This is a genomic window from Mesorhizobium sp. CA8 (assembly GCF_020164955.1).
Lineage (GTDB): Bacteria > Pseudomonadota > Alphaproteobacteria > Rhizobiales > Rhizobiaceae > Mesorhizobium.
On sequence record NZ_JAIUHG010000004.1, the window covers coordinates 1 to 26,997 of the forward strand.

Sequence of the window (26,997 nt, forward strand, 5' to 3'; positions counted from 1 at the left end):
CCAAAAGCCAAAACGGAGCGAGACCTCGCGACCAAATCGCTCCGCGAGCCTGTCCTCGCTAACTGCGCAACAGGCCCCTTGCGGGAGAAGGGGAAATGCGCTCTCTACTCCGGCACGTTCCGCACCGCGCCCTTGTCGGCGCTGGTGGCGAAGGCGGCGTAGGCGCGGAGCGCCGTCGTCACCTTTCGCTTGCGCTTTTCGGCCGGCTTCCAGGCGTCGGCGCCCCTGGCGTTCATCGCAGCCCGCCGGGCATCGAGCTCGGCATCGCTGATGGCGAGGCGGATGGCGCGGTTGGGAATGTCGATCTCGATCGTATCGCCTTCCTGGACCAGGCCGATCGCGCCGCCTTCGGCGGCCTCGGGCGAGACATGGCCGATCGACAGGCCGGACGTGCCGCCGGAGAAGCGGCCGTCGGTGATCAGCGCGCAAGCTTTGCCGAGGCCCTTCGACTTAAGATAGCTCGTCGGGTAGAGCATTTCCTGCATGCCGGGGCCGCCGCGCGGTCCTTCATAGCGGATGACGACGATGTCGCCGGCCTTGATCTCGTTGCCGAGGATCGCCTTGACGGATGCGTCCTGGCTCTCGAAGACGCGGGCCGGGCCAGTGAATTTCAGGATCGACTCGTCGACGCCAGCGGTCTTCACGATGCAGCCGTCGAGCGCCAGATTGCCCTTCAGCACGGCAAGGCCGCCATCCTTGGAGAAGGGCGTCTTGGCCGAGCGGATGACGCCCTTTTCACGGTCGGTGTCGAGCTCGTCCCAGCGGCGGTCCTGGCTGAAGGCCACCTGCGTCGGCACGCCGCCCGGAGCGGCACGGAAGAAGTTACGGACATTCTCGGCCGAGGTGCGCGCGATGTCCCAATGGTCGAGCGCCTCGCCGAGCGTGGCGGTATGCACGGTCGGCAGGTCGCGATTGATCAGGCCTGCCTGGTCGAGCTGGCCGAGGATGGCCATGATGCCGCCGGCGCGGTGGACGTCCTCCATATGCACGTCGGACTTGGCCGGCGCCACCTTGCAAAGCACAGGCACCTTGCGCGACAGCCGGTCGATGTCCTCCATGGTGAAATCGACCTCGCCCTCATGGGCGGCGGCAAGGATGTGCAGCACCGTGTTGGTCGAGCCGCCCATGGCGATATCGAGCGCCATCGCGTTCTCGAACGCGCCCTTGGAGGCGATGCTGCGCGGCAGTGCTGTTTCATCGTCCTGCTCGTAATAGCGCTGGGCGAGATCGACGACGAGATGGCCGGCCTCGACGAACAGGCGCTTGCGGTCGGCATGGGTGGCCAAGGTCGAGCCGTTGCCCGGCAGCGACAGGCCAAGCGCTTCCGTCAGGCAGTTCATCGAGTTGGCGGTGAACATGCCGGAGCACGAACCGCAGGTCGGGCAGGCCGAGCGCTCGATGATCTTGACGTCCTCGTCGGAGATCTTGTCGTCGGCGGCCGCCACCATGGCATCGACCAGATCGAGCGCCTGCGTCTTGCCGGCCAGCACCACCTTGCCGGCCTCCATCGGTCCGCCCGAGACGAAGACAGTCGGGATGTTGAGGCGAAGCGAGGCCATCAGCATGCCGGGCGTGATCTTGTCACAGTTGGAGATGCAGACCATGGCGTCGGCGCAATGCGCATTGACCATGTATTCGACGGAATCGGCGATCAGCTCGCGCGACGGCAGCGAATAGAGCATGCCGTCATGTCCCATGGCGATGCCGTCGTCGACGGCGATGGTGTTGAATTCCTTGGCGACGCCGCCAGCCTTCTCGATCTCGCGTGCGACAAGCTGGCCGAGGTCCTTCAGATGCACATGGCCCGGCACGAACTGGGTGAAGGAATTGACCACAGCAATGATCGGCTTGCCGAAATCACTGTCCTTCATGCCTGTGGCGCGCCAGAGGCCGCGGGCGCCGGCCATGTTGCGGCCATGGGTGGTGGTGCGGGAACGATAGGCAGGCATTGTATGGTCCTTGCTGGCTGGCCACGCCGATGCGCAGCGGGCGGCGCTCGAATTTAGTCGGCAGCGGTTATAGCGGCCATGATCCGGCCTTGCCACATTTTTGCGCTGCACCAGCACGCTTCGGGAAATTTGAGCTGTTCAGGAAATTTTCTCTGCCGCTGTCGGATGATACCTCGGCGAAGCGTCCTTGAGGCAGACGGCATCGAAACGGCACGAAATCGCCGGCGAACCGTTTGACAACAAAAGCCGACTTGAAGCCCGAGGAGCAAGGCATGCAGAAGATCACCACCTTCCTGTGGTTCGACAACCAAGCCGAGGAGGCCATGAACCACTACATCTCCATCTTCAAGAATTCGAAGGTGCTGAGCGTGACGCGCTGGCCCAAGGGCCATCCCCAGGAAGGCCAGGTACTGGTGGCCTCGTTCGAGCTCGACGGCGTGCAGTTCCAAGCTCTCAACGGCGGGCCGCAATACAAGTTCACCGAAGCGATCTCGCTGTCGATCGACTGCAAGACGCAGGAAGAGGTGGATCATTTCTGGACCAGGCTCACCGAAGGCGGCGGCGAACCGGGACGCTGCAGCTGGCTGAAGGACAAGTTCGGCGTTTCCTGGCAGGTCGTGCCGGAGCAACTGCCGCGCCTGCTTCAGGATCCGGACCGGGCCAAGGCTGGTCGTGTGATGTCGGCGATGATGCAGATGGGTAAGATCGAAATCGACAAGCTGGAGGCGGCGGCAAAGGGGTGAGCGCGACTTTCCCTTCTCCCCTTGTGTGGGAGAAGGTGGATTGGCGCGTCAGCGCCAAGACGGATGAGGGGTGCTCCAGCGAAGTGAGACGTTGGCTTTCCCTGGAACACCCCTCATCCGTCCTCGCTTCGCGAGGCCACCTTCCCCCACAAGGGGGGAAGGGAAAAACAGGTTACGCCGCTTTGTCGCGCACCTGGTAATCCTTGACCGCAGCGAAGCGGATCGCTTTCCAGCGCTCGGCTTCGTAGTTCAGCGAGAAGGCGTGCTGGGCCAGGAACACCGGATCGTTGTCGAGGTCGCGGGCGATGTCGCCGCGATGCGATTGGATGAAACGCTGCACCTCCGCCTTGTCGTCGGCCGAGATCCAGCGGCAGATCGAGAAACGCGACATCTCGAAATCAACCGGCAGCGTGTATTCGACGTTCAGCCGCTCCTTGAGCACGTCGAGCTGCAGCGCGCCGACGACACCGACGATGGCCGGCGAGCCATCCTCCGGCGAGAACAGCTGCACGACGCCTTCCTCGGCCATCTGGTGCAGCGCTTCCTTTAGCTTCTTCGCCTTCATGGCGTCGCCGAGACGCACGCGGCGCAGGATTTCCGGGGCGAAATTCGGCACGCCGCGGAACAAGATCTCCTCGCCTTCGGTCAGTGTGTCGCCGATGCGCAGCGTGCCGTGGTTGGGGATGCCGACGACATCGCCGGCGAAGGCCTCGTCGGCTGTGACGCGGGTGCGGGCGAAGAAGAACTGCGGCGCCGACAGGCTCATCGGCTTGCCGGTGCGCACCAGCTTGGCCTTCATGCCGCGCTCCAGCTTGCCTGAGCAGACGCGCACGAAAGCGATGCGGTCGCGGTGGTTTGGATCCATGTTGGCCTGGATCTTGAAGACGAAGGAGGTCATTTTGTCCTCCGTCGCCTCGACCAGACGTTCGTCGGCTTCCTGGGCGCGCGGCGGCGGGCCATAGGCGCCGAGCGCCTCGATCAGGTCGCGCACGCCGTAATTGCGCAGCGCCGAGCCGAAATAGACGGGCGTCAGATGACCTTCGCGAAAAGCTTCCACGTCGAGGGGACGGCAGGCCTCGCGCGCAAGTTCCAGTTCCTCGATGAAGGCTTCGCGCTCATTGTCCGGCAACAATCCCGCGACGCGGTTAGAATCTGGGCCGTTGACCGGCGTGCGCTCCTTCTCGTCGTCATTGCGGCGCACCGCGTTCTGCGCCAGGTGGTAGGTGCCCGAGAAGGTCCTGCCGCGGCCGATCGGCCAGGTGACGGGCGCGGTGTCGAGCGCCAGCTTCTGCTCGATCTCGTCGAGGATCTCGAATGGATCGCGGCTCTCGCGGTCCATCTTGTTGACGAAGGTAATGATCGGAATATCGCGCAGCCGGCAGACCTCGAACAGTTTCAGCGTGCGCGGCTCGATGCCCTTGGCGGCGTCTATGACCATGACGGCCGAATCCACCGCCGAGAGTGTGCGATAGGTGTCGTCCGCGAAATCCTCGTGGCCGGGCGTGTCGAGCAGGTTAAAGACGTTGTCGTCATATTCGAAGGTCATCACCGAGGTGACGACCGAGATGCCGCGCTCGCGCTCGATCTTCATCCAGTCGGACCGCGTCTGGATGCGGTCCTTCTTGGCCTTGACCTCGCCGGCGAGCTGAATGGCGCCGCCGAACAAAAGCAGCTTTTCGGTGAGCGTGGTCTTGCCGGCGTCGGGGTGGGCGATGATCGCGAAGGTGCGGCGGCGCGATACCGCCTGTTCGATGTCTTCTGCCAATTTTTGGAATCCTGTCTGTGGCGCGGGCTTCTAGCAGCGCATTGCCAACCTGTCGACGGTTTTGGACAGACCGGTTCGACCGGCGCAGCAGAGAGACGTGCCGTCGGCAAAGACCGTGGTCCTCAATTCCACATACCGTCGCGATCGGTCTTGCCGCCAAACCGGGTAACCGACGAGATTTCGGAGCGTTTGATACCGATGTCGCGCAACAGGTAGTCCGGCAACTCGTCCAGCCAGGCGCAATCCCTGCGGATGCGGATGATCCGCGCGACGATGCGCAGGCCGGAACGGCATATTTCGACCGCTGTCGCGATCAAACGCTCGTTAACGGATGGGCGGGCGACGGGCTTCATTCCGATGCGAAGGGTTGGCATGATCATCTTCCTTTTGTTTGAACGAAGGGATCGGGAGGGCCGTGCAGGCCCTCCCGAAGACGCTGCGCGTGTCAGGACCGGTCGTGCTCGCAGCTCACATAAGGGTTCCAGTCGGCGAACATGCCGGCCGGGTTGTGCCGCCAGTGCCAGACATGGAGCTCGTAATACGGGTCCACCGGGTGGGCGCCCACCGTCGTCTTGCGCTGCAGGGTGCGGCCGAGGAACTCGGGTACGCCTTTGCCCTTCCAGTCTTTTTCGAAGACGATGTATTCCATGCCGACGAGCTGCATGGAGCCATCGGCCTCCGGCTCGTAGGTCAGCACGTCCGGCTCGCCGAGCACGAGCCTGCCGTCGCCGGCCCGCCCGGGATGGATGAAGTGGACGCCCATCGTGCCGTGCTCGTCATGCGTCGTGCATTCGAACAGCTGCCGGTAGCCATCCGCCTTGGCGACCTCGATGTCGAGATACTTGGCCGACATCTCCCGAGACCGGTTGAGCACCGGATCGGGCATGTCATGGGCGAGCGCGGTGCCGCAAAACAGCGCGGAGGCGCCGACGGCAAGGACAATTTCCGCAAAGCGCTTCACGATCGATCCTCCCCGTCAGGCTGCGGCGTAAGCCGTCGTCGGATCGATCAGGCGCTTGACCTGCGTGATCTTCGTCGCCGGGAAGCCGCTCATCTTGGCATGACGCTGGATGATCGCCTCGTCCTTGGCGAGATAGACGCAAAAGGTCTTGTCGTCCGCCACGAAGGATTCGACCCACTGGATGTCCGGGCCGAGCTCGGCCAGAACGGCGTTCGAGGCCTTGGAGGCGTCGCGAAGCTGCTCGCGCTCGAAGGTGCCGACGTTGGGAATCTCGCGTTCGATGATGTATTTCTGCATGTCACAATCTCCTTGATCTGGGTTCAAATGCCACCGGCGCCCGACCAGGTCGGTGCCCGTGACATCCCGGGGGCCGCTGAGCTAAACTGCAGCTTGGCCCGCCAGGCAGACGGAGAATTACGAAAGAGGCGGCCAACAGTCCTTATGCCGCCCTGATCTTATTCTGATCCTTTGCCTATTGCCGTTACAGGGATTGCTGCCGATGGGAATTTATTGCTTCGGCGACTTCGAACTCAATGAGGACTCGCGCGCCCTTCGCCTCGCCGGAAGCGAGATCGAGGTGCAGCCCCTGGTCTTCGATTTCCTCGCCGTCCTGCTGCGCCATCAGGAGCGCGCCTTGAGCAAGGACGAATTGCTTGAGACGCTGTGGCCCGACGTGACGGTGACCGAGGCTTCGCTGCAGCGCGTCGCGAGCCTTGCCCGCGGCATTCTTCGCCAGGGCGGCATGGAGACGGCGCTGCGCAACCTGCCCCGCTTCGGCTACCGGATTTGCCTGGATCAACCGGCCGCCTTGCAAACCAGGCCGGCGCCGGCCGATTTGGGCGGCAAGCCCTCGATCCCCGGCCTGCCAATTCTGTCGGCGCGGGCTGCCGTTGCAGCGAGAAAATGGCATGACGCCGCGGCCTCTTTCACGCAAGCGGATGCCGCCGACGAGCTGCTGACGGCCGATCTCGAGGAATGGGCGCTGGCGCTGGAATGCATGGGCCGGCCGGCCGAAGCCATCCCGCTTCTGGCGCGCGCGGTGACGGCTTATGGCGTGGCCGGCGAGCGACTGCGCGCGGCCTCCCCTGCAATCACCCTCGCCAGGATCCATCTCGAGAGAGGCGAGCTTGCCGTCGCCAAGGGCTGGCACAAGCGCGCCGCGCAGTTGATCGATGCCGCTTCCGACAGCAGAGAGCACGGTCTCTGGTGCTGGATGGGGGCGCGCATCATGGGCGCGGAAGCCGAGCCGGAACAGGCGCTTGCGCTGGCTGAACAGGCCTTCGCGGTCGGCAGGCACCTCGACGATCCGGTAGTGGAGTCGCTCGGCCTTATCTATCGCGGCTTCTTCAAACTGTGTCTCGGTGAAACCAAAGCCGGGCAGGAGGATCAGGACCTTGCTGCCGCCCTCGGCCTGTCCAGCGACGTCGACCCGGTCGTCGGCGGGATCCTCTACTGCAACATCCTATGGGCCTGCCGGAATTTCGGCGACTGGTCGCGCGCCAACCAATGGACGCTTGGCTACGAAGACTGGTGCAGGGGACACGGGCTGGAAGACCTTTCGGGCTCGTGCCGGCTGCATCGCGCCGAAGTGCTCGGCGTTCATGGCACGCTGAAGGAGGCGGAAGCGCTTGTGCGCGCGGCACTCGACCAGCTCGCGCTCGACGCGCCCTGGGCGACCGGCGACGCCTTGCGCGTGCTGGGCGACATTCACCTGGCGGCCGGAGAATTCACGGAAGCCGAAACGGCGTACCGCGCATCGCACGCGGCAGGCTGGGATCCGCAGCCCGGACTTGCGCTGCTGCAACTCGAGCAAGGACAGGCGGAGGCCGCTTTCAGCGCTCTCGAACGTTCCCTGGTGGGCAATGGCTGGCCGACCCTGCAGCGGCGAGGCATCGTCCTCGCCACGCTCGCCAAGGTGGCGGCGCGGACCAATCGGCGCGAGCGGGCGAAAGCGGTGATCGCCGAATTGGAGACCCAGCCGCAGCGCTGGCCGATGGCCTCCATCCAGGCGCTGACCGCGGAAGCCAAGGCGGAGCTTTTCATGCAGGAAGAGCGCCTCGCCGAGGCCGCGCGGGAGCTGCAGATCGCATGCTCGCGCTGGAACGAGATCGGCTCGCCTATTAATGTTGCCGACACCAGGCTGTCGCTCGCGGCGCTGCTCATCAGGATCGGCGATCGTTCCGGCGCTGAGCTGGAGCTCGGCACCGCGCTGGCGATTGCGAAGAAAGTCGACTCTTCACGGCTCATGCGGCGCTGCGACGAGCTGAAGGGCCTGATTGCCGGAGCGCAGGCGGTAGCGGTGGGCAGCGTCTAGCTCTCACTTGAGGTCTGGCCGGCGCGGTGGCATGAGAGGGAAATCTCTCTCAAAGGTCCGGCATGAGCAGCGCAAAGCAAGTCATCGTCATCGGCGCCGGCATCATCGGCGCCTCGATCGCCTGGCACCTGACGAAAGCCGGCGCGCGGGTGACGGTGGTTTCGGAAAGCGGCGCCGGCGGTGTCGCAACACCCAATTCCTTTGCCTGGATCAATGCGAGCTGGGGCAATCCGGAAACCTATTTCCGGCTGCGTGTCCGCGCCATGGCCGAATGGAAACGGCTGGCGAATGACCTGCCGGGCCTGCCGCTCGCCTGGTGCGGCGGCCTGTGCTGGGATCTGCCCGCGGACAGGCTCGAAGCCTATGCGGCCGAGCATTCGTCCTGGGGCTATGGCATCGAGCGAGTCGGGCCCGAACAGGCGGCCCGCATCGAACCCAATTTGGCGGAGCTTCCCGAGTTTGCACTTTATGTCGCGCATGAAGGCGTGGCCGAGCCTGTGGCGACCGCAAAGGCGCTGCTGACCGATGCCGAACGGCGCGGCGCGCGGATCGCTAAGGGAAGCGTCGACAGGCTGGCGCTGGTCAACGGCAAGATCACGGGCGTCGTCGCTGCGGGCGAGATCATCGCCGCCGACGAGGTGGTGATCGCGGCGGGCGCCGGCGCTCCGGCGATCGCCGCGACGGCAGGCATCAAGCTGCCGATCGAGACCCCGCCCGGCCTGATCGTGCATTCGCGTCCGCACCCAAAGCTGCTCACCGGGCTGGTGCTGGCCGACAGACTGCATATGCGCCAGACCGCTGAGGGCCGTATTATCGCCGGCTCGGATTTCGGCGGCGGCGATCCGGGCGAAAATCCGGAGGCCGCCGCGCACGCGCTGTTCGCCGCGACGAAAGCGATGCTGCGCGGCGCCAACGGACTGGAATTCGACTTCCACACGATCGGCTACCGTCCGACGCCGGTTGACGGTTTCCCGATCGTCAGCCGCGCGGAAGGCGTCGGCGGCCTCTACGTCGCCGTCACCCATTCCGGCATCACGCTGGCGCCGGCGGTCGGCCTGTTTGCGGCCGGCGAAATCCTCAACGACAAGCGCGATGCCTTGCTTGAACCCTACGCGCTGTCGCGTTTCGCTCAGTAGCCGGGAGGCCGGCGAAATCCTCCGGTGAGCGGCGCAATCGCGGCTGCAATGCCGAGCAGCCGCGCTTCCGACCATTTCCTGCCGGCTAATTGAAGGCCGATCGGCAAGCCGTCGAGGTCCTGCCCGCAAGGGAACGCGAGCGCCGGATGGCTGGAATAATTGAAGACCGCTCCATAGGCCGGCAGCATCCAGTAGCTTTCTTCCTTGCCGTCGACCTTGAGCGGGCTGCCCGGCTTGCAGTGCGGGAAGGCCGTGGTCATGGCGACCGGGCAGAGCAAGGCATCGCAGCTGTCAAAGAACCGCTCCCAGGCAAGGGTCGATCGGTCGCGGCGGGTAAGCGCGGCGAACCAGCGCGACACCGGCGTCGGGTGCTCCGGCGGTTCCGGCTGCACGGCTTCCAACATCATGCCGATCAGCTTGCCGCCCTCGGCGAGGTCGTCGTGCAAGTCGAGTTTCGGCAATTTCGCGTTCTCCACAACCGCGCCAGCCGAGGCGAGCTGCGCGGCCAGGCTTTCGACGGCGGCACGGACTTCGGTGGCAACCGGGAAGCCCGGGAAAGATTCGGCCACGGCGATGCGCAGCGACTTGAGTTCGAGCTTCGGCATCGGCTCAACCGGCACGGGCGCCAAGTCGGTGTCCGCCCGGTCCGATCCGGCAATGATCCGATAGATCAGCGCCAGATCCTCGAGGTTGCGAGCAAGCGGGCCAACACATGACATCAGCCGCACGCTGCGCGGCATACCGCCCGGATCGGGAAAGGCGCCGGCCAGCGACACGCGATGTTCAGTTGGCTTCAGGCCATAGACGCCGCAGAAAGCAGCGGGCAAGCGTATGGAATCTTGCATGTCGGTGCCGACTTCGAACGGAGTCATGCCTGTCGCGACTGCCGCGGCCGCGCCACCGCTTGAGCCGCCCGCCGTGCGCGACAGATCCCACGGATTGGAAGTGCGCCCGAACAGCGGGTTGTCGGACTGCCAATCGCCCAGCATAGCGGCGACGTTGGTCTTGCCGACCAGTATGGCGCCGGCTGCTTTCAGCCTTTCGACCACAGGGCTGTCCTGCCTAGCCATGTAGTCGGCGAACGGCGGAAAACCAACGGTGGTCCTGATACCCGCCGTCTCGTGCGCATCCTTCAGCGTGAATGGCACCCCGTGCAGTGGACCGAGCGTGTCGCCGCGAGCCTGCGCCGCATCGGCCAGCACGGCACGTGCCTGCGCCTGTTCCCGATCGAGGATGACGACAGCGTTGACCGCCCCGTTGTGCCGGTCGATCTGGGCAAGCTGCGCATCGAGCGCCTCGATCGCCGAAATTTTTCGCTGGGCAATGGCTGCCGCGAGCTCGGCAGTCGAGGAAAACCCGATATCCATGTACACACTCCGGCTGCTTGCCGCGCTTCGCCTTGAACATGGCGGATGAGGGCGCGGCTTCAAGCCGAATTCAGCATCCGAAGCTTACGGGCGCTTGATCGAAATTGCGCCAAGTGCCGATTTCCCTCACCCTGCCAGAGCCAACCGGACGGCCGCCGGCGCGAAAGGCTTGATGCTGGTGCTGTCGCGGGTCATGGTGACGAAACTCGACTGCGGAATCTCGTGCCAGGTGCGGCCGTCGCGATCGAACGGCTCGGAGACGATGCAACGGCCTACTCCCTTGGCGACAGCGCCGATATAGAGCGTCGGGGCATGCTCGTCGGTGGCGTAACGAACGGCGTGCAGCGCCCGACCGTCGCTGAAGGCGGCCGTCAGCTTCAGTGAAGGTTCGATGCCGGCCTGGCGCGCGGCCTCGATAACTCGACTGGTGGCGTGCGACACCGCACCTTGTGGATCCTGCGCCAGGCCTTCGCCGATCATAAGCTGAAAGAACAGTTCGGAATCCGTGCTGCCTTCGATCTGGTCGAACAACGTATCGGAGAGCGAATTCTCGAGCGCGCGACGGATCTTCTCGAAGCCGCCGATCTGGCCGTTATGCATGAACGACCAGCGGCCCGAAACGAAGGGATGGCAGTTCGCGCGGGTCGTGGCGCCGCCTGTCGAGGCGCGCACATGGGCCAGGAACAGGCCGGATTTTATCTGGCGTCCAAGGCTCCTGAGATTGGTATCGGACCAGGCCGGCAGGACATCGCGGTAAAGGCCGGGTTCCGGCCGGTCGCCATACCAGGCTACGCCGAAGCCGTCGGCATTGATCGGCGATTTCGCCTCCTTCGCGCCATGGCTCTGAACGATCAGCGAATGGGAGGGTGCGGCGATGACGTCCTCCAGGAAGATCGCGTCGCCGAGATAGGCTGCCCACCTGCACATTGTTTGATCCTCTGTCGATGCGTTCTGGGCGCGAATGGATTCGCGACCCGTCGAGTGCCACAGATGACAGTTAGGAAGCCTGGGCGTCCTTACGCCGCGCTTACGTTTTGCTGATCTCTGCCTGAATCGGGCAGCCTGGATCTTGCTTCAGCCGACCAGCGCCAGCGGGGCCGCCGCCGGCGCAAACGGCCGGATGCCAGTGCCGCCCCTCGTCATGGTGACGAAGCTCGATGGCGGGATCGTCTGCCAGTCGCCACCGTCGCGGTCGAAGGGCTCGGAGACGATGCAATGGCCGGCGCGTTTCGCAAAAGCTCCGGTATAGAGCGTCGGCGCATGGTCGTCGGTGGCGTAGCGCACGGCATAGAGCGCCTCGCCATCGGAAAAGGCCGCGGTCAGTTTCAACGCAGGTTCGATGCCGACGCGGCGCGAGGCCTCGATGACGCGACCGGTTGCCCGCGACACCGCGCCCTGCGGGTCGCTCGCCAGTCCCTGGTCGATCATCAAGAGGAAAAAGAGCTCGGAATCGGTGGTGCCCTCGCGCTGGTCGAAGACCTCGTCGGAGAGCGAGTTCTCCAGCGCGCGGCGGATCTTTTCGAAGCCGCCGATCTGGCCGTTGTGCATGAACGACCAGCGGCCGGAGACGAAAGGATGGCAGTTCATGCGGCTGGTGGCGCCGCCGGTCGAAGCGCGCACATGGGCGAGGAACAGGCCCGACTTGATCTGCCGGCAGAGGCTCTTGAGGTTGGGATCGGACCATGCCGGCAGGATGTCGCGGTAGAGTCCAGGCTCGGGCCGGTCGCGATACCAGGCCAGACCGAAGCCGTCGCCGTTGGTCGGCGACTTGGCTTCCTGGGCGCAGTGGCTTTGGGCGATCAGCGAATGGCAGGGCGCGGTGATGATGTCTTCGAGGAAGACTGCTTCACCAAGATAGGCCGCCCACCGGCACATCGCATTCCACCATCTATCAGGCGCGGTCCAGGAGAGCCTTTGGCTCCTTCGCCGCATGCGAACCTCTGTTGTGCGTGCGCTCATAGAGCTCGCGAACGATTCGGCTGGCCGTAGTCTCGAACAGAAATGGCAAGAAAGCGTGAACGAGCGCGGCGCCCGCCGCCATCGACAGGCGCGAGCAGAACCAGGCGGCGAAAGCCATATGGCCGAAATAGGTCTCGCCAACCTTCTCCGGGTGAGCCGTGAACAGTGCCGTAAACCGTGTCGTCATGGTGATCCCTCCTGCCGGGACGAGCCCCGATAATGAGTATCGTGCCATACGGCTTTGGTTCATTGGTCCCAAATGATCCTTGCTTTTTGCTATTTTGTGGGACATTCATCCCAACATGTCGACAGAAATCGATGAGATTGATCGAAGATTGCTGGCCGAGCTGCAACGCGACGGCACGCTTTCGGTCGACCAGCTGTCGGAGCGGGTGGCGCTGTCGCGCAACGCCTGCTGGCGGCGCGTCAAGCGGCTGGAGGAGGATAGCGTCATCACCGGCCGCGTCGCGCTGGTCGATGCCGACAAGCTCGGGCTCGGGCTGTCCGTCTTCATCCTGGTCCGCACCTCCAACCACGATCCGGACTGGCTGCAGAAATTCCGCGCGGCGGTGACCGGCTTTGCCGAGATCACCGGCGTCTACCGGATGTCGGGTGACCTCGACTACGTGCTGAGGGCCCGCGTCGCCGACGTCAAAGCCTACGACCGTCTCTACCAGCGGCTGATCGCCAAGGTGGCGCTGTCGGACGTCTCGGCCTCCTTCGTCATGGAGGAGATCAAGGAGACCACCGTGGTGCCGGTGGAACTGCGCTGACCGGAACTGCCTTGAAAGAAAGGCGTTGATAGCGTCACGGCCGGGTTGACTGAATCGGTACCCGCGCCGATAGGAGTGGGCTCATGCGCACGGCTGTCCATTCTTCCTCCGTCATCGGCCCCACCGTCGGTTTCGTCAGGCTTCCGCATGGCGAAGGCCTGCCTCTGCCGGTCTATGAGAGCGCGGGCGCCGCCGGCATGGATTTGCGCGCCGCGGTGCCGGAGGACCGGCCGCTGCTCATCCTGCCAGGAAAACGCGCTCTGGTGCCGACCGGGCTTGTCCTGGAAATCCCGGAAGGCATGGAAGGCCAGGTGCGGCCGCGCTCGGGTCTCGCCTTCAAGCATGGCCTTACCGTCCTCAACTCGCCCGGCACCGTCGACAGCGACTATCGCGGCGAGGTGAAAGTGCTGCTCGTCAATCTCGGCGACGAGGATTTCCCGGTGACGCGCGGCATGCGCATCGCCCAGATCGTCTTCGCCCCCGTCACCCAGGTTACGGTCGAGGAGCGCGCTCTCGCCGGCGGCACGACGCGCGGAGCCGGTGGGTTCGGATCGACCGGCACCGCTTAATGCCGGGCCGTATTTCAATCATATTGAACCATTCTGCCGGGTGAATTCGAGCCAAATCCTTCGCCCTTCGGACTTGGCCGTGCTACCAGCACGGCCTGCGCCGAAGGTCTCGGCCTTGCTCGAATCTCCACCGACAGAATTGCTTCAATATGACTGAAACTCGACCCCTTCCAAAGCTGGTCATCTTCGACTGCGACGGGGTTCTGGTCGACACCGAGAATCTTGCCAATCGGCGCCTTGCGGAATGGCTGACCGCCGCCGGTTTTGCGACCACATTCGAATATTGCCGCAAGCATTTCTCCGGCCGCAGCATGGTCTCGGTGCAGAAGGAGATCGAAGAGACGACCAAGGCCAGGCTCGGCGCCGACTTCGTGGAGCGCTGGAATGCCGGCCTGCCGGACCTCTTTTCGCACGGGTCGAAGCAATCCCCTATGTGCGCGACTTCATCGATAAGGTGCGGGCCTCGGGCATCGCCTATTGCGTCGCTTCCTCGGCGCGGGTTTCGAAGATGTACATCACGCTCGGCCAGACCGGGCTGTTGCCGCTGTTCGAGCATGCGATGTTCTCATCCACCATGGTCAGCCGAGGCAAACCGTTCCCGGATCTCTTTCTTCATGCGGCGAAGACGATGGATTACGCGCCGGCCGACTGCATCCTCATCGAGGACAGCGTCGCCGGGACCGAGGCCGGCATCGCCGCCGGCATGCGGGTGTTCTCCTATTACGCCGATCCGTTCTCCGATCGCGATGGCCTGGCGGCGGCCGGCGGCATATTGTTCGACGATATGCGTGAACTTGCCGGGCTCGTGCCGATCCGCTGATCGCACCCGGCTGCGCATCGCAACGCGCCGTGCTAGCGTGAGCGCATCCGAGGGGGCGCGGTCGGTGATTTCCACCTTATGCCGTTTCATATTTGCATGCCTGCTGCTGCCATGCGTGTGCGCGGCCGCGCTGGCCCAGGCCGTCAGCTTCCCGGAACTGAACAGCGCCATTCCCGGGCACCAGGACGTTGCCTATTTCGACCTCGCCAAAATGATCGTGCCTGATCTCAAGCCCGGCAACGACGGCTTCTACAAAGGCGGCGCGCCTATCGAGATGCGCGACATCCTCGGCGGCAATGATGGCGGATCGCCGCCCGAGATCATCAACCTGCCGAATGCGGCGGTGCTGGCCATCAAGGCCGGCGGCAAGGACCGGCTGGCGATGCTTCTCGATCTCGGCCAGTCGCAGGACAGCGCCGAAGGATTTGCCGTGCTGGCCCTTTACGACCTCACGGGTAAGCCGAAGCTGCTCGACGCGGTCAATGTCGGAACCGACCAGAGCACCTATTTTCGTGATCCAGGAAAACTCCCGATCAGTGCGGATGACGACGCGCTGATCACCATGAGCACGCATTTCAATTCGAACCAGGGCTATGTCGGCACGATCCTTATCCTCGTCCGGAATGACAGGTTCGAGGCGATCGACCAGATCAATACGTTCGACGAGAATGTTTGTGCCTACAAGCGCACGCAGGACCTGTCCTTCCAGACGCACGGTGGCGACAAGCCCTACGCGGCGATCGAAGTAACGGTGACCGATGCCACCAAGCCGAGCGGGGAAAGCTGCGAGGAACCGGCGGCCAAGGCCGCCTCGCACGACATTTCCGTCACCTATCGCTGGGACGATGTCAGGTCGCGCTATGTCAGGAATTCCGATGCCTTCGAGAAATTGTCAGCAGAGAACGAGAAACGCTTCTGAACGAAACGCATCATTTGCCCGGTCCCGGCCCGCGCGATAGATTTCTCCCCACAACCCGATCATGATTGAGGATCCATCATGGACAAAGGCAAGATTTTTCGCGATCTGCATGCCTCCACCTTCGTCATGCCCAACCCTTGGGACCTAGGCACGACCAAGCTTCTCGCTTCGTTCGGCTTCAAGGCGCTGGCGACGACCAGCGCCGGCTTCGCCTTCTCGCGCGGCCTGCCGGACGGCGCCGTGACCTTCGAGGCCATGATCCATCATTGCCGCGAGGTGACGGCGGCGACAGACCTGCCGGTTTCGGCCGATCTGGAGCGCGGCAAGGGCGACAGCCCCGAACAGGCCGCCGAGACCATCTTCGCGGCCGAAGCCGCCGGCCTTGCCGGCTGCTCGATCGAGGACTACACCGGCGACCCCTCCAATCCGATCTACGATTTCTCGCTGGCGGCCGAACGCGTCGCGGCCGCCGTCGAGGCGGCCCGGGCGCTCAAGCATGATTTCGTCTTCACCGCGCGGGCCGAGAATTTCCTGTGGGGCAAGAGCGACCTCGACGACACCATCAAGCGACTGCAGGCCTTCGAGAAAGCCGGCGCCGACGTGCTTTACGCGCCGGGCATCGGCCACGTCGAAATGGTGCGCACGATCTGCTCGTCGGTGAGCCGGCCGGTCAATGTGATGGCCCGACCCGGTTTCACCACCGCCGACCTTGCCATGGCCGGCGTCAAACGCATTTCGCTCGGACCGTGGCTGACCAATTTCGCCTATGGCATGCTGGAGACGGCAGCGCGCGAAATCCAGCAGGACGGCACCTTCGGCTTCACCCGCGCGGCGATGCCGTTCGGCAAGCTGCAGGCGCTGTTCCGTGGCGGCGACACCGACTAAACCAGCTCCTTCGCCGCAACCGCCTTGTGCAGGTGCACCATCATGGCAGCCGCGAAGAGCGGCGTCAGGAGGTTGAGCAGCGGTACGGCGAGGAACAGGGCGATGACCAGCCCGGCCAGGAACACCGTGCCGACATATTTGCGGCGCAGCGCCTTGGCCTCCGCCTCGGGGCGGAAACGCATGGCGGCGAACTCGAAGAATTCGCGACCGAGCAGATAGCCGTTGACGATGAAGAAAGCGGCAATGTTGATGCCCGGCACCAGAAGCAAGAGCAGCGCGATGATGTTGCCGAGGACGACCACGCCAAAGAATTTGATCGCCAGCACAAGCGAATGCAGAGCCGGCACGGCATGGCCGGGCCGTTCGTTGGGATAATCGGTGCGCTCGATCACTTCGGCGACATCGTCGAGGAACAGGCCGGCGATGATCGCCGTCACCGGCGCGATGAGCAATGCCAATCCCACGGCCAGAACGATGCCGGCGATGATGCTGCCCAGCCACCCGGCCCAGGACGGCAGGCCCGGGAACAGCGTTTGCAGCCAGGGCCAGGCCAGCCATTCGATCAGGCTTTCCAGGCCGACCCACAGCGCCAGCAGAGCGAGCAGCGTCAGCCCCAGCGTCTTCAGGAAGACGGAGCGGAATTCAGGCGAGAACAGCCGGCTGGCGGCGGCACGGGCGGCGTCTAGGATCACGGCAGGTCCAAGCCCTCATCGAGAAACGACGCCTCGCAGATAGGCCGGCTTGATCCTACGCGCAACTATTGGGCGAGCCGGGTCTGTCGAGCCGGAATCGTCATTGCCGCGACTCCGGCGACGACGAAGGCCATGCCGACCCAGGCCGTGGTCCCGAGGCTTTCGCCGAGGAAGACGGCGCCGATGCCGACGCCGATCGGCACGCGCAGATAGGCCTGCGAGGTGGTGCCGACCGAGCCCAGGGTGTGGATCAGGCGGAAATAGATGACGAAGGCCAGCGCCGTCGAGAAGACCGACAGGCCGAGCAGGGCCAGGATCGATGCGCCCGACGGCGCAAGCGTCCATGGCCGGTCGACGACCAGGCTCAGCGGCACAAGGATGACGGCGCCGCAAAGCATCGAGCCCGCGGCGGGTATCATGGGATCGAGGCCCTTGAAGCCGCGGCCAAAGATCGCCGCCCCGGCATAGGAGATCGTCGCGATGACGATCGCAAGCTGCGCCCACAATTGATGGCCAAGCCCGCCAAGCGCCTGCGTGCCGATGATGAGACAGATGCCGACGATGCCGGCGCCGACGCCGACCAGCTTGCGCGCCGTTACGGGCTCATGGCGCGTGATCAATGCCGTCAACAGGAAGGTGAAGATCGGCGACGTCGAATTGAGGATGGTGGCGAGACCGGCATCGACCGAGCGCTCGGCAGCGGCGATCAGCGTGAACGGCACGACGCTGTTGAGACAGGCCTGGAAGGCGAACCGGCGCCATGTGGCCGTATCGGCGGGCATGGCAAGGCCGCGCCAGCGGATGATCGTGAAGAGAATAGCCCCGGCGATCAGGGTCCGGGTGGCGATGAAGGTCACCGGCGGGATCGTCTCGACCCCGACCTTGATGAAGGTGTAGGAAGCGCCCCACAGCACCGCCAAGACGCCGAGCAGCGCGAGGTCGGTGGACATTTCGGTCTTTTCGGACATTTCTGCGCCTTCCGTTACGGAAACGATCCGCTTTGTTGTTACGCAATTCCGGACGGAGAGCCGCTCGCGCTTCTTCCTGGAATTGCTTCTAGCCCACGGCGACGCGGAAATGTTTCGATCGCCGTGAAACCATAGCGGCGAAGATCGCGGCCGATATGGGCCAGTTCGATGCGAACACTGCCGCAGCCGGCGAACAATCGGCGCCAAGGTCGGCCAGACGGAAGACGACGGCGATTTTCGGGGTAGGCAAAGCAATGCCAAGTCGCTAGACCCGCGCCCGGCCGGCATGCCAGATAGCCGGGTAGGTCCTTGGCGGAGACTTTGATGCCGGAATATGACGTGCTTTGCATCGGCAATGCCATTGTCGACATCATCGCGCAGTGCGACGAAGCCTTTCTCGAGACCAACGGCATCATCAAGGGCGCGATGAATCTCATCGACGCCAGGCGCGCCGAATTGCTTTACAGCCGCATGGGACCGGCGATCGAGGCTTCCGGCGGCAGCGCCGGCAACACCGCGGCCGGGGTCGCCAGTCTCGGCGGCCGCGCCGCCTTCTTCGGCAAGGTGTCGAACGACGCGCTGGGCGACATCTACACCCACGACATCCAGGCCCAGGGCGTCGCATTCGATACCAGGCCGCTCGAGGGCGCCCCCCCGACGGCGCGCTCGATGATCTTCGTCACGCCCGACGGCGAGCGTTCGATGAACACCTATCTCGGCGCCTGCGTCGAGCTTGGCCCGGAAGACGTCGAGGCCGATAAGGCGGCCGGCGCCAAGGTGACCTATTTCGAGGGTTATCTGTGGGATCCGCCGCGCGCCAAGGAAGCCATCCGCCAGACGGCGAAGCTGGCGCATGCGGCGGGCCGCGAAGTGTCGATGACGCTGTCGGATTCCTTCTGCGTCGACCGCTACCGCGACGAATTCCTCGAGCTGATGCGTTCGGGCACCGTCGACATCGTCTTTGCCAACAGCCATGAGATCAAGTCGCTCTACCAGACCGCTTCCTTCGAGGAGGCGCTCGCGGCCATCCGCAAGGATTGCAAAATAGCCGCCGTCACCCGTTCGGAAAAAGGCTCGGTGATCGTGCGCGGCGGCGAGACCGTCACCATCCAGGCCACGAGGATCAAGGAACTCGTCGACACGACAGGCGCCGGCGATCTCTATGCCGCCGGCTTCCTCTACGGCTACACGACCGGACGCAGCCTCAAGGATTGCGGCGACCTCGGCTCGCTGGCCGCCGGGTTGGTGATCCAGCAGATCGGCCCGCGTCCGCGCCAGAACCTGCGCCGCGAGGCCGAGCAAGTGGGGCTTCTTTAGAGCTGCCCAACAAGTACCGTTGCGTCACCGCCAATAGGGTCAAAACCGGCTTCCCTGTCGCGCCCCTGTCACAGAGCGCTCCTACACGCAATCTGGGCGTTCCGCGACTGACATTGCGGCACGCCAAACCAGGGATGTGAAGATGCAAGCCAGCAACCTGCCGGGCCGCGGGGCCCGATGCCGTCTCGATTTTTGCTTTCCGCAATAAGATTTTCAGCAATCGCCGGCGCCTGGGAGGAGCGCGGGCCGCAAGACAGATTGATGACCAGATTCCAGAACCCGTCCGACGGGATTTCACAAGAGGCATTGGCAGGCCTTATAACCGAAGCCGTGCACGAGGCGCTGACGCAGCATGGCGTCATGCTGGACGCCGAGGCGCTTGCTTCAGCAAGCAAGATCGCGGGCCATGTGGCTGCCGCCCTGCCCTTCCTGCCGCAAGCACAGCGCCTTGCCATCAGCTCCTTCAAGGGTGAGTGGACCGACCTTGCCTACGACTTCTTTCGTGTGATGACGAACAAGGCCGCGGGCGACGGTGCGGCCATGTCCGGCCGCGCTCTTGAGCGCTCGCCGCCGAAATCGGAGACAGAGAGGCCTGCGGCCCAGCCGATCGCCGAGCGCGCCGCGGAGCTCCAATCGATGCTGATCGAGGATTGGGCCGGCGAGGTCGCCGGCTCGACCTATCTGGAAGAGAAGCTCCGCATCCCGCGTTCCACGCTGCATCGCTGGCAAAGGCGCGGCGAGGTCGTTGCGCTGCGCAAGGGCGGCCGCAAACATGTCTTCCCATTGGCCCAGTTCGTCGACGGCAGGCCGGTTCCTGGGATCAGCGACGTGCTTTCGGCGATCGCCAATCCGAGGCTTGCCTGGTTTTGGCTGAGCCGGCCTTCGCCCGAGCTCAATGGCCGCGTCCCCATCGAGATGCTGAGGGAAGACATGGTCGAGGACGTCATCCGCGCCGCCCGCACCCTATCCTGACTCCTGTTTCGCTGAGTCGATTTTTCTATGTTTATCCGGATTTTTAAAAGTTTATCCGGCAAATCATTCGTCATAACTGTAACAATTGGCACATTTGGCACATTTCGAAGGTTGCCTTGGCGTTCCGACTGTACTTATTGTTCAGAATGTCCCATCATTGCATTTATATGACGTGATATTTGCGCAACAAGACTTCCATAAGAGTTCAAAAAGCCGCCCTTCCGACACAATCCCTGTTGTCTGAGGCCAACGATTGGGCCATGTCCAGGGCGAAGAAGCGGCGCCGGTGCGCGTGCTTTTTCAACGATGGGGACGGGGGTGGCAAAGCCGAACGGCACGTCAGGCCTGTCTTGAACCTTTGACTGGAGATTCAAGAAAATGAACATCAAGAGCCTTCTACTCGGCTCCGCTGCGGCTGTGATCGCAGTTTCGGGCGCCCGCGCCGCCGACGCGGTCACCGTCGCCGAGCCGGAACCGGCCGAATACGTGAAGATCTGCGACGTCTATGGCGCCGGCTATTTCTACATCCCCGGCACAGAGACCTGCCTGCGCATCGGCGGCTACCTGCGCTATGACATCGGCGTCGGCGATTCCGGCACGCTGGACGGCGTCAATAACGTGCCGGATCACCAGGACGGCCGCGACCACGACACCTATTACAAGAACATGCGTTTCACGCTGAGGACTTATACCGGCCAGGAAACCGAGCTCGGCACGCTGAAGACCTTCACCGAAACCCGCTTCCAGTTCGGCAACTCCTCGGGCGACTACGAATTTGGCGGCTCCGGCTGGCAGGCCGGCAACAAGACGACCACCCTCAACTTCGCCTGGATCCAACTCGGCGGGCTGCGCGTCGGTAAGGATGAAACGGCATATGACCAGTTCATCGGTTATGCTGGCAACGTCATCCAGGACACGATCATCCCTTACGGCATCAAGGACACCAACGTCGTCCAGTACAATTTCGACGCAGGCAACGGCATCACCGGCGTGGTCTCGCTTGAAGAGGGCACCGGCGTCAACACGATCGACAGCTATGTTCCGCATGTCGTCGGCGGCCTGAAGTACAAGGGCGACTGGGGTGCCATTACCGGCGTCGCCGCGTATGACAGCAACTACGAGGAAGTGACCGGCAAGGTTCGCTTGGACGTCAACGTCAGCAAGAAACTGACGCTGTTCTTCATGGGCGGCTACGGCACCACCGACAACAGTGACGACTTTGCTCCGAGCGGCCGTACCCAGTACAAGCCTTGGGGCGGCAACTGGGCTGTCTGGGGTGGCGGCACCTACAAGTTCAACGAGAAGACGGCGTTCAACGTTCAGGCTTCGGCCGACGACGACAAGAATTACGCTCTCGCCGCGAACGTCGCCTACACCATCGTGCCCGGTTTCACGGTCACGACCGAAGTCGACTGGGATCACTACGGCAACTTCGGCAATCCCTCCATCTACGGCAACTTCACCAAGGCCGACAAGAAAGACAGCATCGGCGGCATCGTTCGCTTCCAGCGCAACTTCTGATCGAGCGCAAAAATCATAAACGAAAGGCCCGCGGCACCGCCGCGGGCCTTTTGCTTTGGCTCAAATAAAGAAACAATCGCCGCTACCGCGTCAATTCCCCGCCGTATAGGCCGCGATCGCCGCCATGTTGACGATATCGCTGTCCTTGGCGTTGAGCGACACGATCTGCACGGGCTTGTTCAATCCCACCAGCAGCGGACCGATAACGGTCGAGCCGCCAAGCTCCTGCAGCATCTTGGTCGAGATCGAGGCCGAGTGGAAGGCGGGCATGACGAGCACATTGGCCGGGCCGGTCAGGCGAATGAAAGGATACTGCGCCATGACGCGCGGGTTCAGCGCCACGTCGGCCGCCATCTCGCCGTCATACTCGAAATCGACGCGGCGCTTGTCGAGGATGCGCACCGCCTCCTGCACGCGCTCGGAACGTTCGCCCTGCGGATGGCCGAAGGTCGAGTAGGCAAGCATGGCGAGCCTTGGCTCGTAACCCATGCGGCGGGCAAAACCGGCCGCCTCCTCGGCGATGTCGGCGATCTGCTCGGCGTTCGGCATGTCGTGTACGGCGGTGTCGGCGACCATCACCGTCCTGCCACGCGCCAGCACGATCGACACGCCGATGACGCGGTGGCCGGGCTTGGCGTCGATGATGCGGCGCACGTCGTCGAGCGCGGTGGAATAGTTGCGGGTCACACCCGTGACGATGCCGTCGGCGTCGCCCAGCGCCACCATGCAGGCGGCGAAATGGTTGCGGTCGTTGTTGATCAGCCGCTGGCAGTCGCGGAACAGGAAACCCTTCCGCTGCATGCGCTCGTAGAGATAGTCGGTGTAGATGCCGTTGCGGCGCGACAGCCTGGCATTGATGATCTCGAGGCCCGGCTTGTTCAAGTCGATGCCGGCGTTGCGAGCATTGTCCTTGATGACGTCGTCCCGGCCGAGCAGGATCGCCGTGCCGAGCCTCTGGTTCACATAGGAGACGGCGGCGCGCATCACCTGTTCCTCCTCGCCCTCGGCAAAGACGATGCGCTTGGGCTGGCGACGCACGCGGTCATAAATGCGCTGCAGGGTGGAAGCGATCGGGTCGCGGCGGGCGGACAGTTCCTGCGCGTAGCGGTCGAGATCGAGGATCGGCTTGCGGGCGACGCCGGATTCCATCGCGGCCTTGGCCACCGCCAGCGGGATCGCCGAGATCAGGCGCGGATCGAACGGCACCGGGATGATGTAGTTGGGGCCGAATTTCGGCCGGTTGCCCTGATAGGCGGCGGCGACATCGTCAGGCACGTCCTGGCGCGCCAGCTCGGCCAGCGCCCTGGCGGCCGCGATCTTCATCTCGTCATTGATGGTGGTGGCGCGCACATCCAGCGCGCCGCGGAAGATATAAGGGAAGCCCAGCACATTGTTGACCTGGTTCGGATAATCCGAGCGGCCGGTGGCCATGATGGCGTCGGTGCGGATCTCGGCCACTTCCTCCGGCGTGATCTCGGGATCTGGATTGGCCATGGCGAAGATGATCGGATTTTTCGCCATGGATTGCACCATGGCTGGCGTCAGCATGCCCTTGGCGGACAAACCAAGGAAGACGTCGGCGCCGTCCAGCGCTTCGGCGAGGCTGCGCAGATCGGTCTTGACCGCATGCGCCGACTTCCACTGGTTCATACCCTCGGTGCGGCCCTGGTAGACCACGCCCTTGGTATCGCACAGGATGACGTTTTCGGGCGGAAAGCCCATCGCCTTCATCAGTTCGATACAGGCGATGCCGGCGGCGCCCGCGCCATTGCAGACCATTTTGGTAGTCTTCATGTCGCGGCCGGTGATCTCCAGCGCGTTGATCAGTCCGGCGGCCGAGATGATGGCTGTGCCGTGCTGGTCGTCATGGAAGACGGGAATGTCCATCAGCTCGCGCAGGCGCTGCTCGATGATGAAGCATTCCGGCGCCTTGATGTCCTCGAGATTGATGCCGCCGAAGGAAGGGCCGAGGAAGCGCACGCAGTTGATGAACTCGTCGGCGTCCTCGGTTGCCACTTCGAGGTCGATCGAGTCGACATCGGCGAAGCGCTTGAACAGCACCGCCTTGCCTTCCATCACCGGCTTGGAGGCCAGCGCGCCGAGATTGCCGAGACCAAGAATGGCGGTGCCGTTGGAGATGACGGCGACCATGTTGCCGCGCGTCGTGTAGTCGAAAGCGCGGCTCGGATCCTCGGCGATAGCGCGCACCGGAACGGCGACGCCCGGCGAATAGGCGAGGCTCAGATCGCGTTGCGTCGCCATTGGCTTGGTGGCGACGATCTCCAGCTTGCCCGGCCGTCCCATGGCGTGGAATTCTAACGCCTCCTCGGGACTGACGGAGGGGCCGCTGCTTTCGGTTTTCCTGGCCATAATGCTTTTTGGTTTCCTCACCCTATGCGGGCACCGCTTGGATGGGTGCTTTCCTTTTGGAATTCCAGGACTAAGGCCACAGGCGGCGGCTGTAAACGGGCAAGCGCGGGAAAGCTGCTTCAACATGGACAGTGCCGGTCAGGGACGATGATACGTCCTCCAGGACCGAGCAATCTCGCGGGCGTGCTCGCGCACCATTGCCCGCTTTCCCCTGCTTTTCGAGCGGCCGGCATTATACCGGACTGCCACTTCTGCTAGCGTCCGGGCATGAACATGCACATGCCGAAAGACACCGACGCCCAGGAGACGCCAGCGCCCGCCACGGCCGGCGTCACGCCGATGATGGAGCAATATATCGAGATCAAGGCGGCGAACCCCGATTCGCTGCTGTTCTACCGCATGGGCGATTTTTACGAGCTGTTCTTCGACGATGCGGAGAAGGCAAGCCAGGCGCTCGGCATCGTTTTGACCAAGCGGGGCAAGCACCAGGGCAATGACATCCCGATGTGCGGCGTGCCGGTGCATGCGGCGGACGATTATCTGCAGAAGCTGATCGCGCAAGGTTTTCGCGTCGCCGTCTGCGAGCAGATCGAGGACCCGGCCGAAGCCAAGAAACGCGGCTCCAAATCGGTGGTGCGGCGCGACGTGGTGCGGCTGGTCACGCCCGGCACCATCACCGAGGACAAGCTGCTCGCGCCCTCGGAATCGAGCTTCCTGATGGCGCTCGGCCGCGTGAAGGGAGGCGCGACCAGCCAGGCCGGCTTTGCGCTGGCCTGGATCGACATTTCGACCGGCGCCTTCCGCGTTGCCGAGACGAGCGCCGAGTGGCTGCTTGCCGACATCTTCCGCGTCGACCCGCGCGAATTGATCGTCGCAGAGCCGGTTTTCCATGATCCGGAGCTCCGGCCGGTCTTCGACGTGCTGGGCCGGGTCGCCAACCCGCAGCCGCCTTCGCTGTTCGATTCGGCTTCGGCCACAAGTCGCATCGCGCGCTTCTTCCAGGTTGCGACGCCCGACAGTTTCGGCACCTTCTCACGCGCGGAACTATCGGCGATTTCCGGTGCCATTGCTTACGTCGAAAAGACGCAAAAAGCCGAACGCCCGCCGCTGTCGCGCCCCGAGCGCGAGGAGCAGGGCTCGACGCTGCTCATCGATCCGGCGACCCGCGCCAATCTGGAACTGCTGCGCACGCTGTCCGGCAGCCGCGACGGCTCGCTGTTCAAGGCTATCGACCGCACCGTCACGGGCGGCGGCGCGCGACTGCTCGCCGACCGACTGATGGCGCCGCTGACCGACCCGATGGCAATCGCGGCCAGGCTGGATTCGGTGTCGTTCTTCCGCTCCGAGACGCGGCTTTGCCAGGACCTGCGGGCGAGCCTCAAAAGCGTCGCCGACATGCCGCGCGCGCTGTCCCGGCTGGCGCTCAACCGCGGCGGACCGCGCGATCTGGGCGCGCTGCGCGCCGGCTTCGAGGCGGCCGCCGCAATCGCCGAATTGTTCGCGGCGGCCGATCTGCCCGCCGAACTCGCCGCGGCACTGGCCGCGATTCACGCCTTGCCCGTGGCGCTTGCCCGCCACCTCAGCGAAGCGCTTGACGACGAGCTGCCGCTGATCAGGCGCGACGGCGGCTTCGTGCGGTCGAGCTACAATGCCGAGCTCGACGAGATGCGGGCATTGCGCGACGAATCGCGAAAAGTGATCGCCGGGCTGGAGCGCTCGCTGATCGAGGAAACCGGCATCCGCTCGCTAAAAATCCGGCACAACAATGTGCTGGGCTATTATATCGAGGTTACGGCCAACCATCATTCGATCATGACCGGCAGCGACGCCGCCAAGGCGCGTTTCATCCATCGCCAGACCATGGCCAACGCCATGCGCTTCACCACGACGGAACTGGCGGAGCTGGAATCGAAGATCGCCAACGCCGCCGACCGGGCGCTGAGCATCGAGCTCGCCGCCTTCGACCGGCTGACGGCGGAAGTGGTGAGCGAGGCCGAACGGATCCGCGCCGGCGCCGACGCGCTTGCGGCTCTGGATGTTTCATCGGCCTTGGCATTGCTTTCCGAAAGCGAGGGCTGGTGCCGGCCGCTGGTGGACTCCAGCCTCGCCTTTGAAATTGCCGGCGGGCGTCACCCGGTGGTCGAACAGGCGCTCCGGCGTTCCGGCGAGGGCCCGTTCGTCGCCAATGATTGCGACCTGTCGCCCCAGGGCGGCGCCAAGGCCGGAGAGATCTGGCTGCTCACCGGCCCGAATATGGGCGGTAAGTCGACATTCCTCAGGCAAAACGCGTTGATCACCATCCTCGCCCAGACCGGCTCCTTCGTGCCGGCGCAAAGCGCCCATATCGGCGTGGTCGACCGGCTGTTCTCGCGCGTCGGCGCCTCGGACGACCTGGCGCGGGGCCGCTCGACCTTCATGGTCGAGATGGTCGAGACGGCGGCGATCCTCAACCAGGCCGGCGAGCGGGCGCTGGTGATCCTCGACGAGATCGGCCGCGGCACGGCAACTTTCGACGGGTTGTCGATCGCCTGGGCGGCGGTCGAATATCTGCATGAGAAGAACCGCTGCCGGGCAATCTTTGCCACGCATTTCCATGAGATGACGGCGCTGGCCGGCAAGCTCCCGCGGCTTCACAACGTCACCATGCGGGTGAAGGAATGGGAAGGCGACGTCGTCTTCCTGCACGAGGTCGGCAAGGGTGCCGCCGACCGCTCCTACGGCGTGCAGGTGGCGCGGCTCGCCGGACTGCCCGAGGAGGTCGTCGCCCGCGCCAAGGAAGTTCTGCATCAGCTTGAGGAAGGCGAGGTTTCGGGCAAGACCAACCGGCTCGTCGACGACTTGCCGCTGTTTTCGGTGGCGGTGAAGCGGGAAGCGCCAAAGCCGGTCAAGAGCGATGCGCTGGGCGACGCGCTCGGCGCGATCAATCCCGACGAGATGACGCCGCGCGAGGCGCTGGAGGCGCTCTACCGGCTGAAGGGGCTGGCAACGAAGCGGTAG

General features: G+C 64.1%; 23 protein-coding genes and 1 pseudogene. 12 read left to right on the plus strand and 12 right to left on the minus strand.

Features of this window, described 5'->3' with window-relative positions:
• Positions 1 to 104: 104 nt before the first annotated feature.
• Positions 105 to 1,949 (minus strand): dihydroxy-acid dehydratase, encoded by a 1,845-nt coding sequence (ilvD, locus tag LB553_RS05820; RefSeq protein WP_224511483.1) that lies wholly within the window; start codon positions 1,947 to 1,949, stop codon positions 105 to 107.
• Between the two features lie 272 nt (positions 1,950 to 2,221).
• Between ilvD and LB553_RS05825 the strand changes: the two genes are divergently transcribed.
• Entirely contained in the window at positions 2,222 to 2,692 is a 471-nt protein-coding gene (locus LB553_RS05825) for a VOC family protein (protein ID WP_224511484.1), read from the plus strand.
• 172 nt (positions 2,693 to 2,864) lie between these two features.
• Here the strand turns inward: LB553_RS05825 and LB553_RS05830 are convergent, their stop codons facing one another.
• The 4 genes from LB553_RS05830 to LB553_RS05845 form a co-directional block, all read right to left on the minus strand.
• Positions 2,865 to 4,457, minus strand: a complete 1,593-nt coding sequence (locus LB553_RS05830) for a peptide chain release factor 3 (RefSeq protein ID WP_224511485.1) — start codon at positions 4,455 to 4,457, stop codon at positions 2,865 to 2,867.
• A gap of 122 nt (positions 4,458 to 4,579) precedes the next feature.
• Positions 4,580 to 4,837 carry a DUF1127 domain-containing protein gene (locus tag LB553_RS05835; RefSeq protein WP_224511486.1) on the minus strand — a complete coding sequence of 86 codons (258 nt, stop codon included), beginning with the start codon at positions 4,835 to 4,837 and terminating at the stop codon, positions 4,580 to 4,582.
• A gap of 65 nt (positions 4,838 to 4,902) precedes the next feature.
• Positions 4,903 to 5,418 carry a hypothetical protein gene (locus LB553_RS05840; protein WP_224511487.1) on the minus strand — a complete coding sequence of 172 codons (516 nt, stop codon included), beginning with the start codon at positions 5,416 to 5,418 and terminating at the stop codon, positions 4,903 to 4,905.
• A 15-nt stretch (positions 5,419 to 5,433) separates the two neighbouring features.
• Complete coding sequence (locus LB553_RS05845) at positions 5,434 to 5,715, minus strand: DUF4242 domain-containing protein (RefSeq protein ID WP_224511489.1); 282 nt, start codon at positions 5,713 to 5,715, stop codon at positions 5,434 to 5,436.
• A gap of 202 nt (positions 5,716 to 5,917) precedes the next feature.
• Between LB553_RS05845 and LB553_RS05850 the strand changes: the two genes are divergently transcribed.
• A complete protein-coding gene (locus LB553_RS05850; protein ID WP_224511490.1) occupies positions 5,918 to 7,732 on the plus strand; it encodes a winged helix-turn-helix domain-containing protein in 1,815 nt (604 codons plus the stop codon).
• 62 nt (positions 7,733 to 7,794) lie between these two features.
• Complete coding sequence (locus LB553_RS05855; RefSeq protein WP_224511491.1) at positions 7,795 to 8,868, plus strand: NAD(P)/FAD-dependent oxidoreductase; 1,074 nt, start codon at positions 7,795 to 7,797, stop codon at positions 8,866 to 8,868.
• Here LB553_RS05855 and LB553_RS05860 read toward each other — a convergent pair.
• The 4 genes from LB553_RS05860 to LB553_RS05875 form a co-directional block, all read right to left on the minus strand.
• Positions 8,862 to 10,235 (minus strand): amidase, encoded by a 1,374-nt coding sequence (locus LB553_RS05860; RefSeq protein ID WP_224511492.1) that lies wholly within the window; start codon positions 10,233 to 10,235, stop codon positions 8,862 to 8,864. The genes LB553_RS05855 and LB553_RS05860 overlap by 7 nt on opposite strands.
• A gap of 126 nt (positions 10,236 to 10,361) precedes the next feature.
• Complete coding sequence (locus LB553_RS05865; protein WP_224511493.1) at positions 10,362 to 11,162, minus strand: class II glutamine amidotransferase; 801 nt, start codon at positions 11,160 to 11,162, stop codon at positions 10,362 to 10,364.
• 147 nt (positions 11,163 to 11,309) lie between these two features.
• Positions 11,310 to 12,110, minus strand: a complete 801-nt coding sequence (locus LB553_RS05870) for a class II glutamine amidotransferase (protein WP_224511494.1) — start codon at positions 12,108 to 12,110, stop codon at positions 11,310 to 11,312.
• A 16-nt stretch (positions 12,111 to 12,126) separates the two neighbouring features.
• The gene (locus LB553_RS05875) at positions 12,127 to 12,381 is read right to left on the minus strand and encodes a DUF6356 family protein (protein WP_224511495.1); all 255 of its coding nucleotides are present in this window, start codon (positions 12,379 to 12,381) and stop codon (positions 12,127 to 12,129) included.
• 115 nt (positions 12,382 to 12,496) lie between these two features.
• Between LB553_RS05875 and LB553_RS05880 the strand changes: the two genes are divergently transcribed.
• From LB553_RS05880 to LB553_RS05905, 5 genes and pseudogenes are all read left to right on the plus strand, one after another.
• Positions 12,497 to 12,967, plus strand: a complete 471-nt coding sequence (locus LB553_RS05880; RefSeq protein WP_224511496.1) for an Lrp/AsnC family transcriptional regulator — start codon at positions 12,497 to 12,499, stop codon at positions 12,965 to 12,967.
• 83 nt (positions 12,968 to 13,050) lie between these two features.
• Complete coding sequence (dut, locus tag LB553_RS05885) at positions 13,051 to 13,536, plus strand: dUTP diphosphatase (protein ID WP_224511497.1); 486 nt, start codon at positions 13,051 to 13,053, stop codon at positions 13,534 to 13,536.
• Between the two features lie 149 nt (positions 13,537 to 13,685).
• Positions 13,686 to 14,356: pseudogene (locus tag LB553_RS05895) on the plus strand (HAD family hydrolase).
• A 115-nt stretch (positions 14,357 to 14,471) separates the two neighbouring features.
• Complete coding sequence (locus LB553_RS05900) at positions 14,472 to 15,275, plus strand: hypothetical protein (protein WP_224511498.1); 804 nt, start codon at positions 14,472 to 14,474, stop codon at positions 15,273 to 15,275.
• Between the two features lie 78 nt (positions 15,276 to 15,353).
• Positions 15,354 to 16,160 (plus strand): isocitrate lyase/PEP mutase family protein, encoded by an 807-nt coding sequence (locus tag LB553_RS05905; protein ID WP_224511500.1) that lies wholly within the window; start codon positions 15,354 to 15,356, stop codon positions 16,158 to 16,160.
• Here LB553_RS05905 and LB553_RS05910 read toward each other — a convergent pair.
• Entirely contained in the window at positions 16,157 to 16,852 is a 696-nt protein-coding gene (locus LB553_RS05910; RefSeq protein WP_224511502.1) for a sulfate transporter family protein, read from the minus strand. The genes LB553_RS05905 and LB553_RS05910 overlap by 4 nt on opposite strands.
• A gap of 65 nt (positions 16,853 to 16,917) precedes the next feature.
• A complete protein-coding gene (locus LB553_RS05915; protein WP_224511504.1) occupies positions 16,918 to 17,820 on the minus strand; it encodes a DMT family transporter in 903 nt (300 codons plus the stop codon).
• Positions 17,821 to 18,144: 324 nt separating this feature from the next.
• Here LB553_RS05915 and LB553_RS05920 point away from each other — a divergent pair, with 324 nt between their 5' ends.
• The 3 genes from LB553_RS05920 (at position 18,145) to LB553_RS05930 (ending at position 21,630) form a co-directional block, all read left to right on the plus strand.
• Positions 18,145 to 19,137 carry an adenosine kinase gene (locus tag LB553_RS05920; RefSeq protein ID WP_224511506.1) on the plus strand — a complete coding sequence of 331 codons (993 nt, stop codon included), beginning with the start codon at positions 18,145 to 18,147 and terminating at the stop codon, positions 19,135 to 19,137.
• A 261-nt stretch (positions 19,138 to 19,398) separates the two neighbouring features.
• On the plus strand, positions 19,399 to 20,109 hold the full coding sequence (locus LB553_RS05925) for an antitoxin Xre/MbcA/ParS toxin-binding domain-containing protein (RefSeq protein WP_224511508.1): 711 nt from the start codon (positions 19,399 to 19,401) through the stop codon (positions 20,107 to 20,109).
• A gap of 378 nt (positions 20,110 to 20,487) precedes the next feature.
• Complete coding sequence (locus tag LB553_RS05930) at positions 20,488 to 21,630, plus strand: porin (RefSeq protein WP_224511510.1); 1,143 nt, start codon at positions 20,488 to 20,490, stop codon at positions 21,628 to 21,630.
• A gap of 90 nt (positions 21,631 to 21,720) precedes the next feature.
• Here the strand turns inward: LB553_RS05930 and LB553_RS05935 are convergent, their stop codons facing one another.
• A complete protein-coding gene (locus tag LB553_RS05935) occupies positions 21,721 to 24,000 on the minus strand; it encodes an NADP-dependent malic enzyme (RefSeq protein ID WP_224511512.1) in 2,280 nt (759 codons plus the stop codon).
• Positions 24,001 to 24,267: 267 nt separating this feature from the next.
• Between LB553_RS05935 and mutS the strand changes: the two genes are divergently transcribed.
• Entirely contained in the window at positions 24,268 to 26,997 is a 2,730-nt protein-coding gene (gene mutS / locus LB553_RS05940) for a DNA mismatch repair protein MutS (RefSeq protein ID WP_224511513.1), read from the plus strand.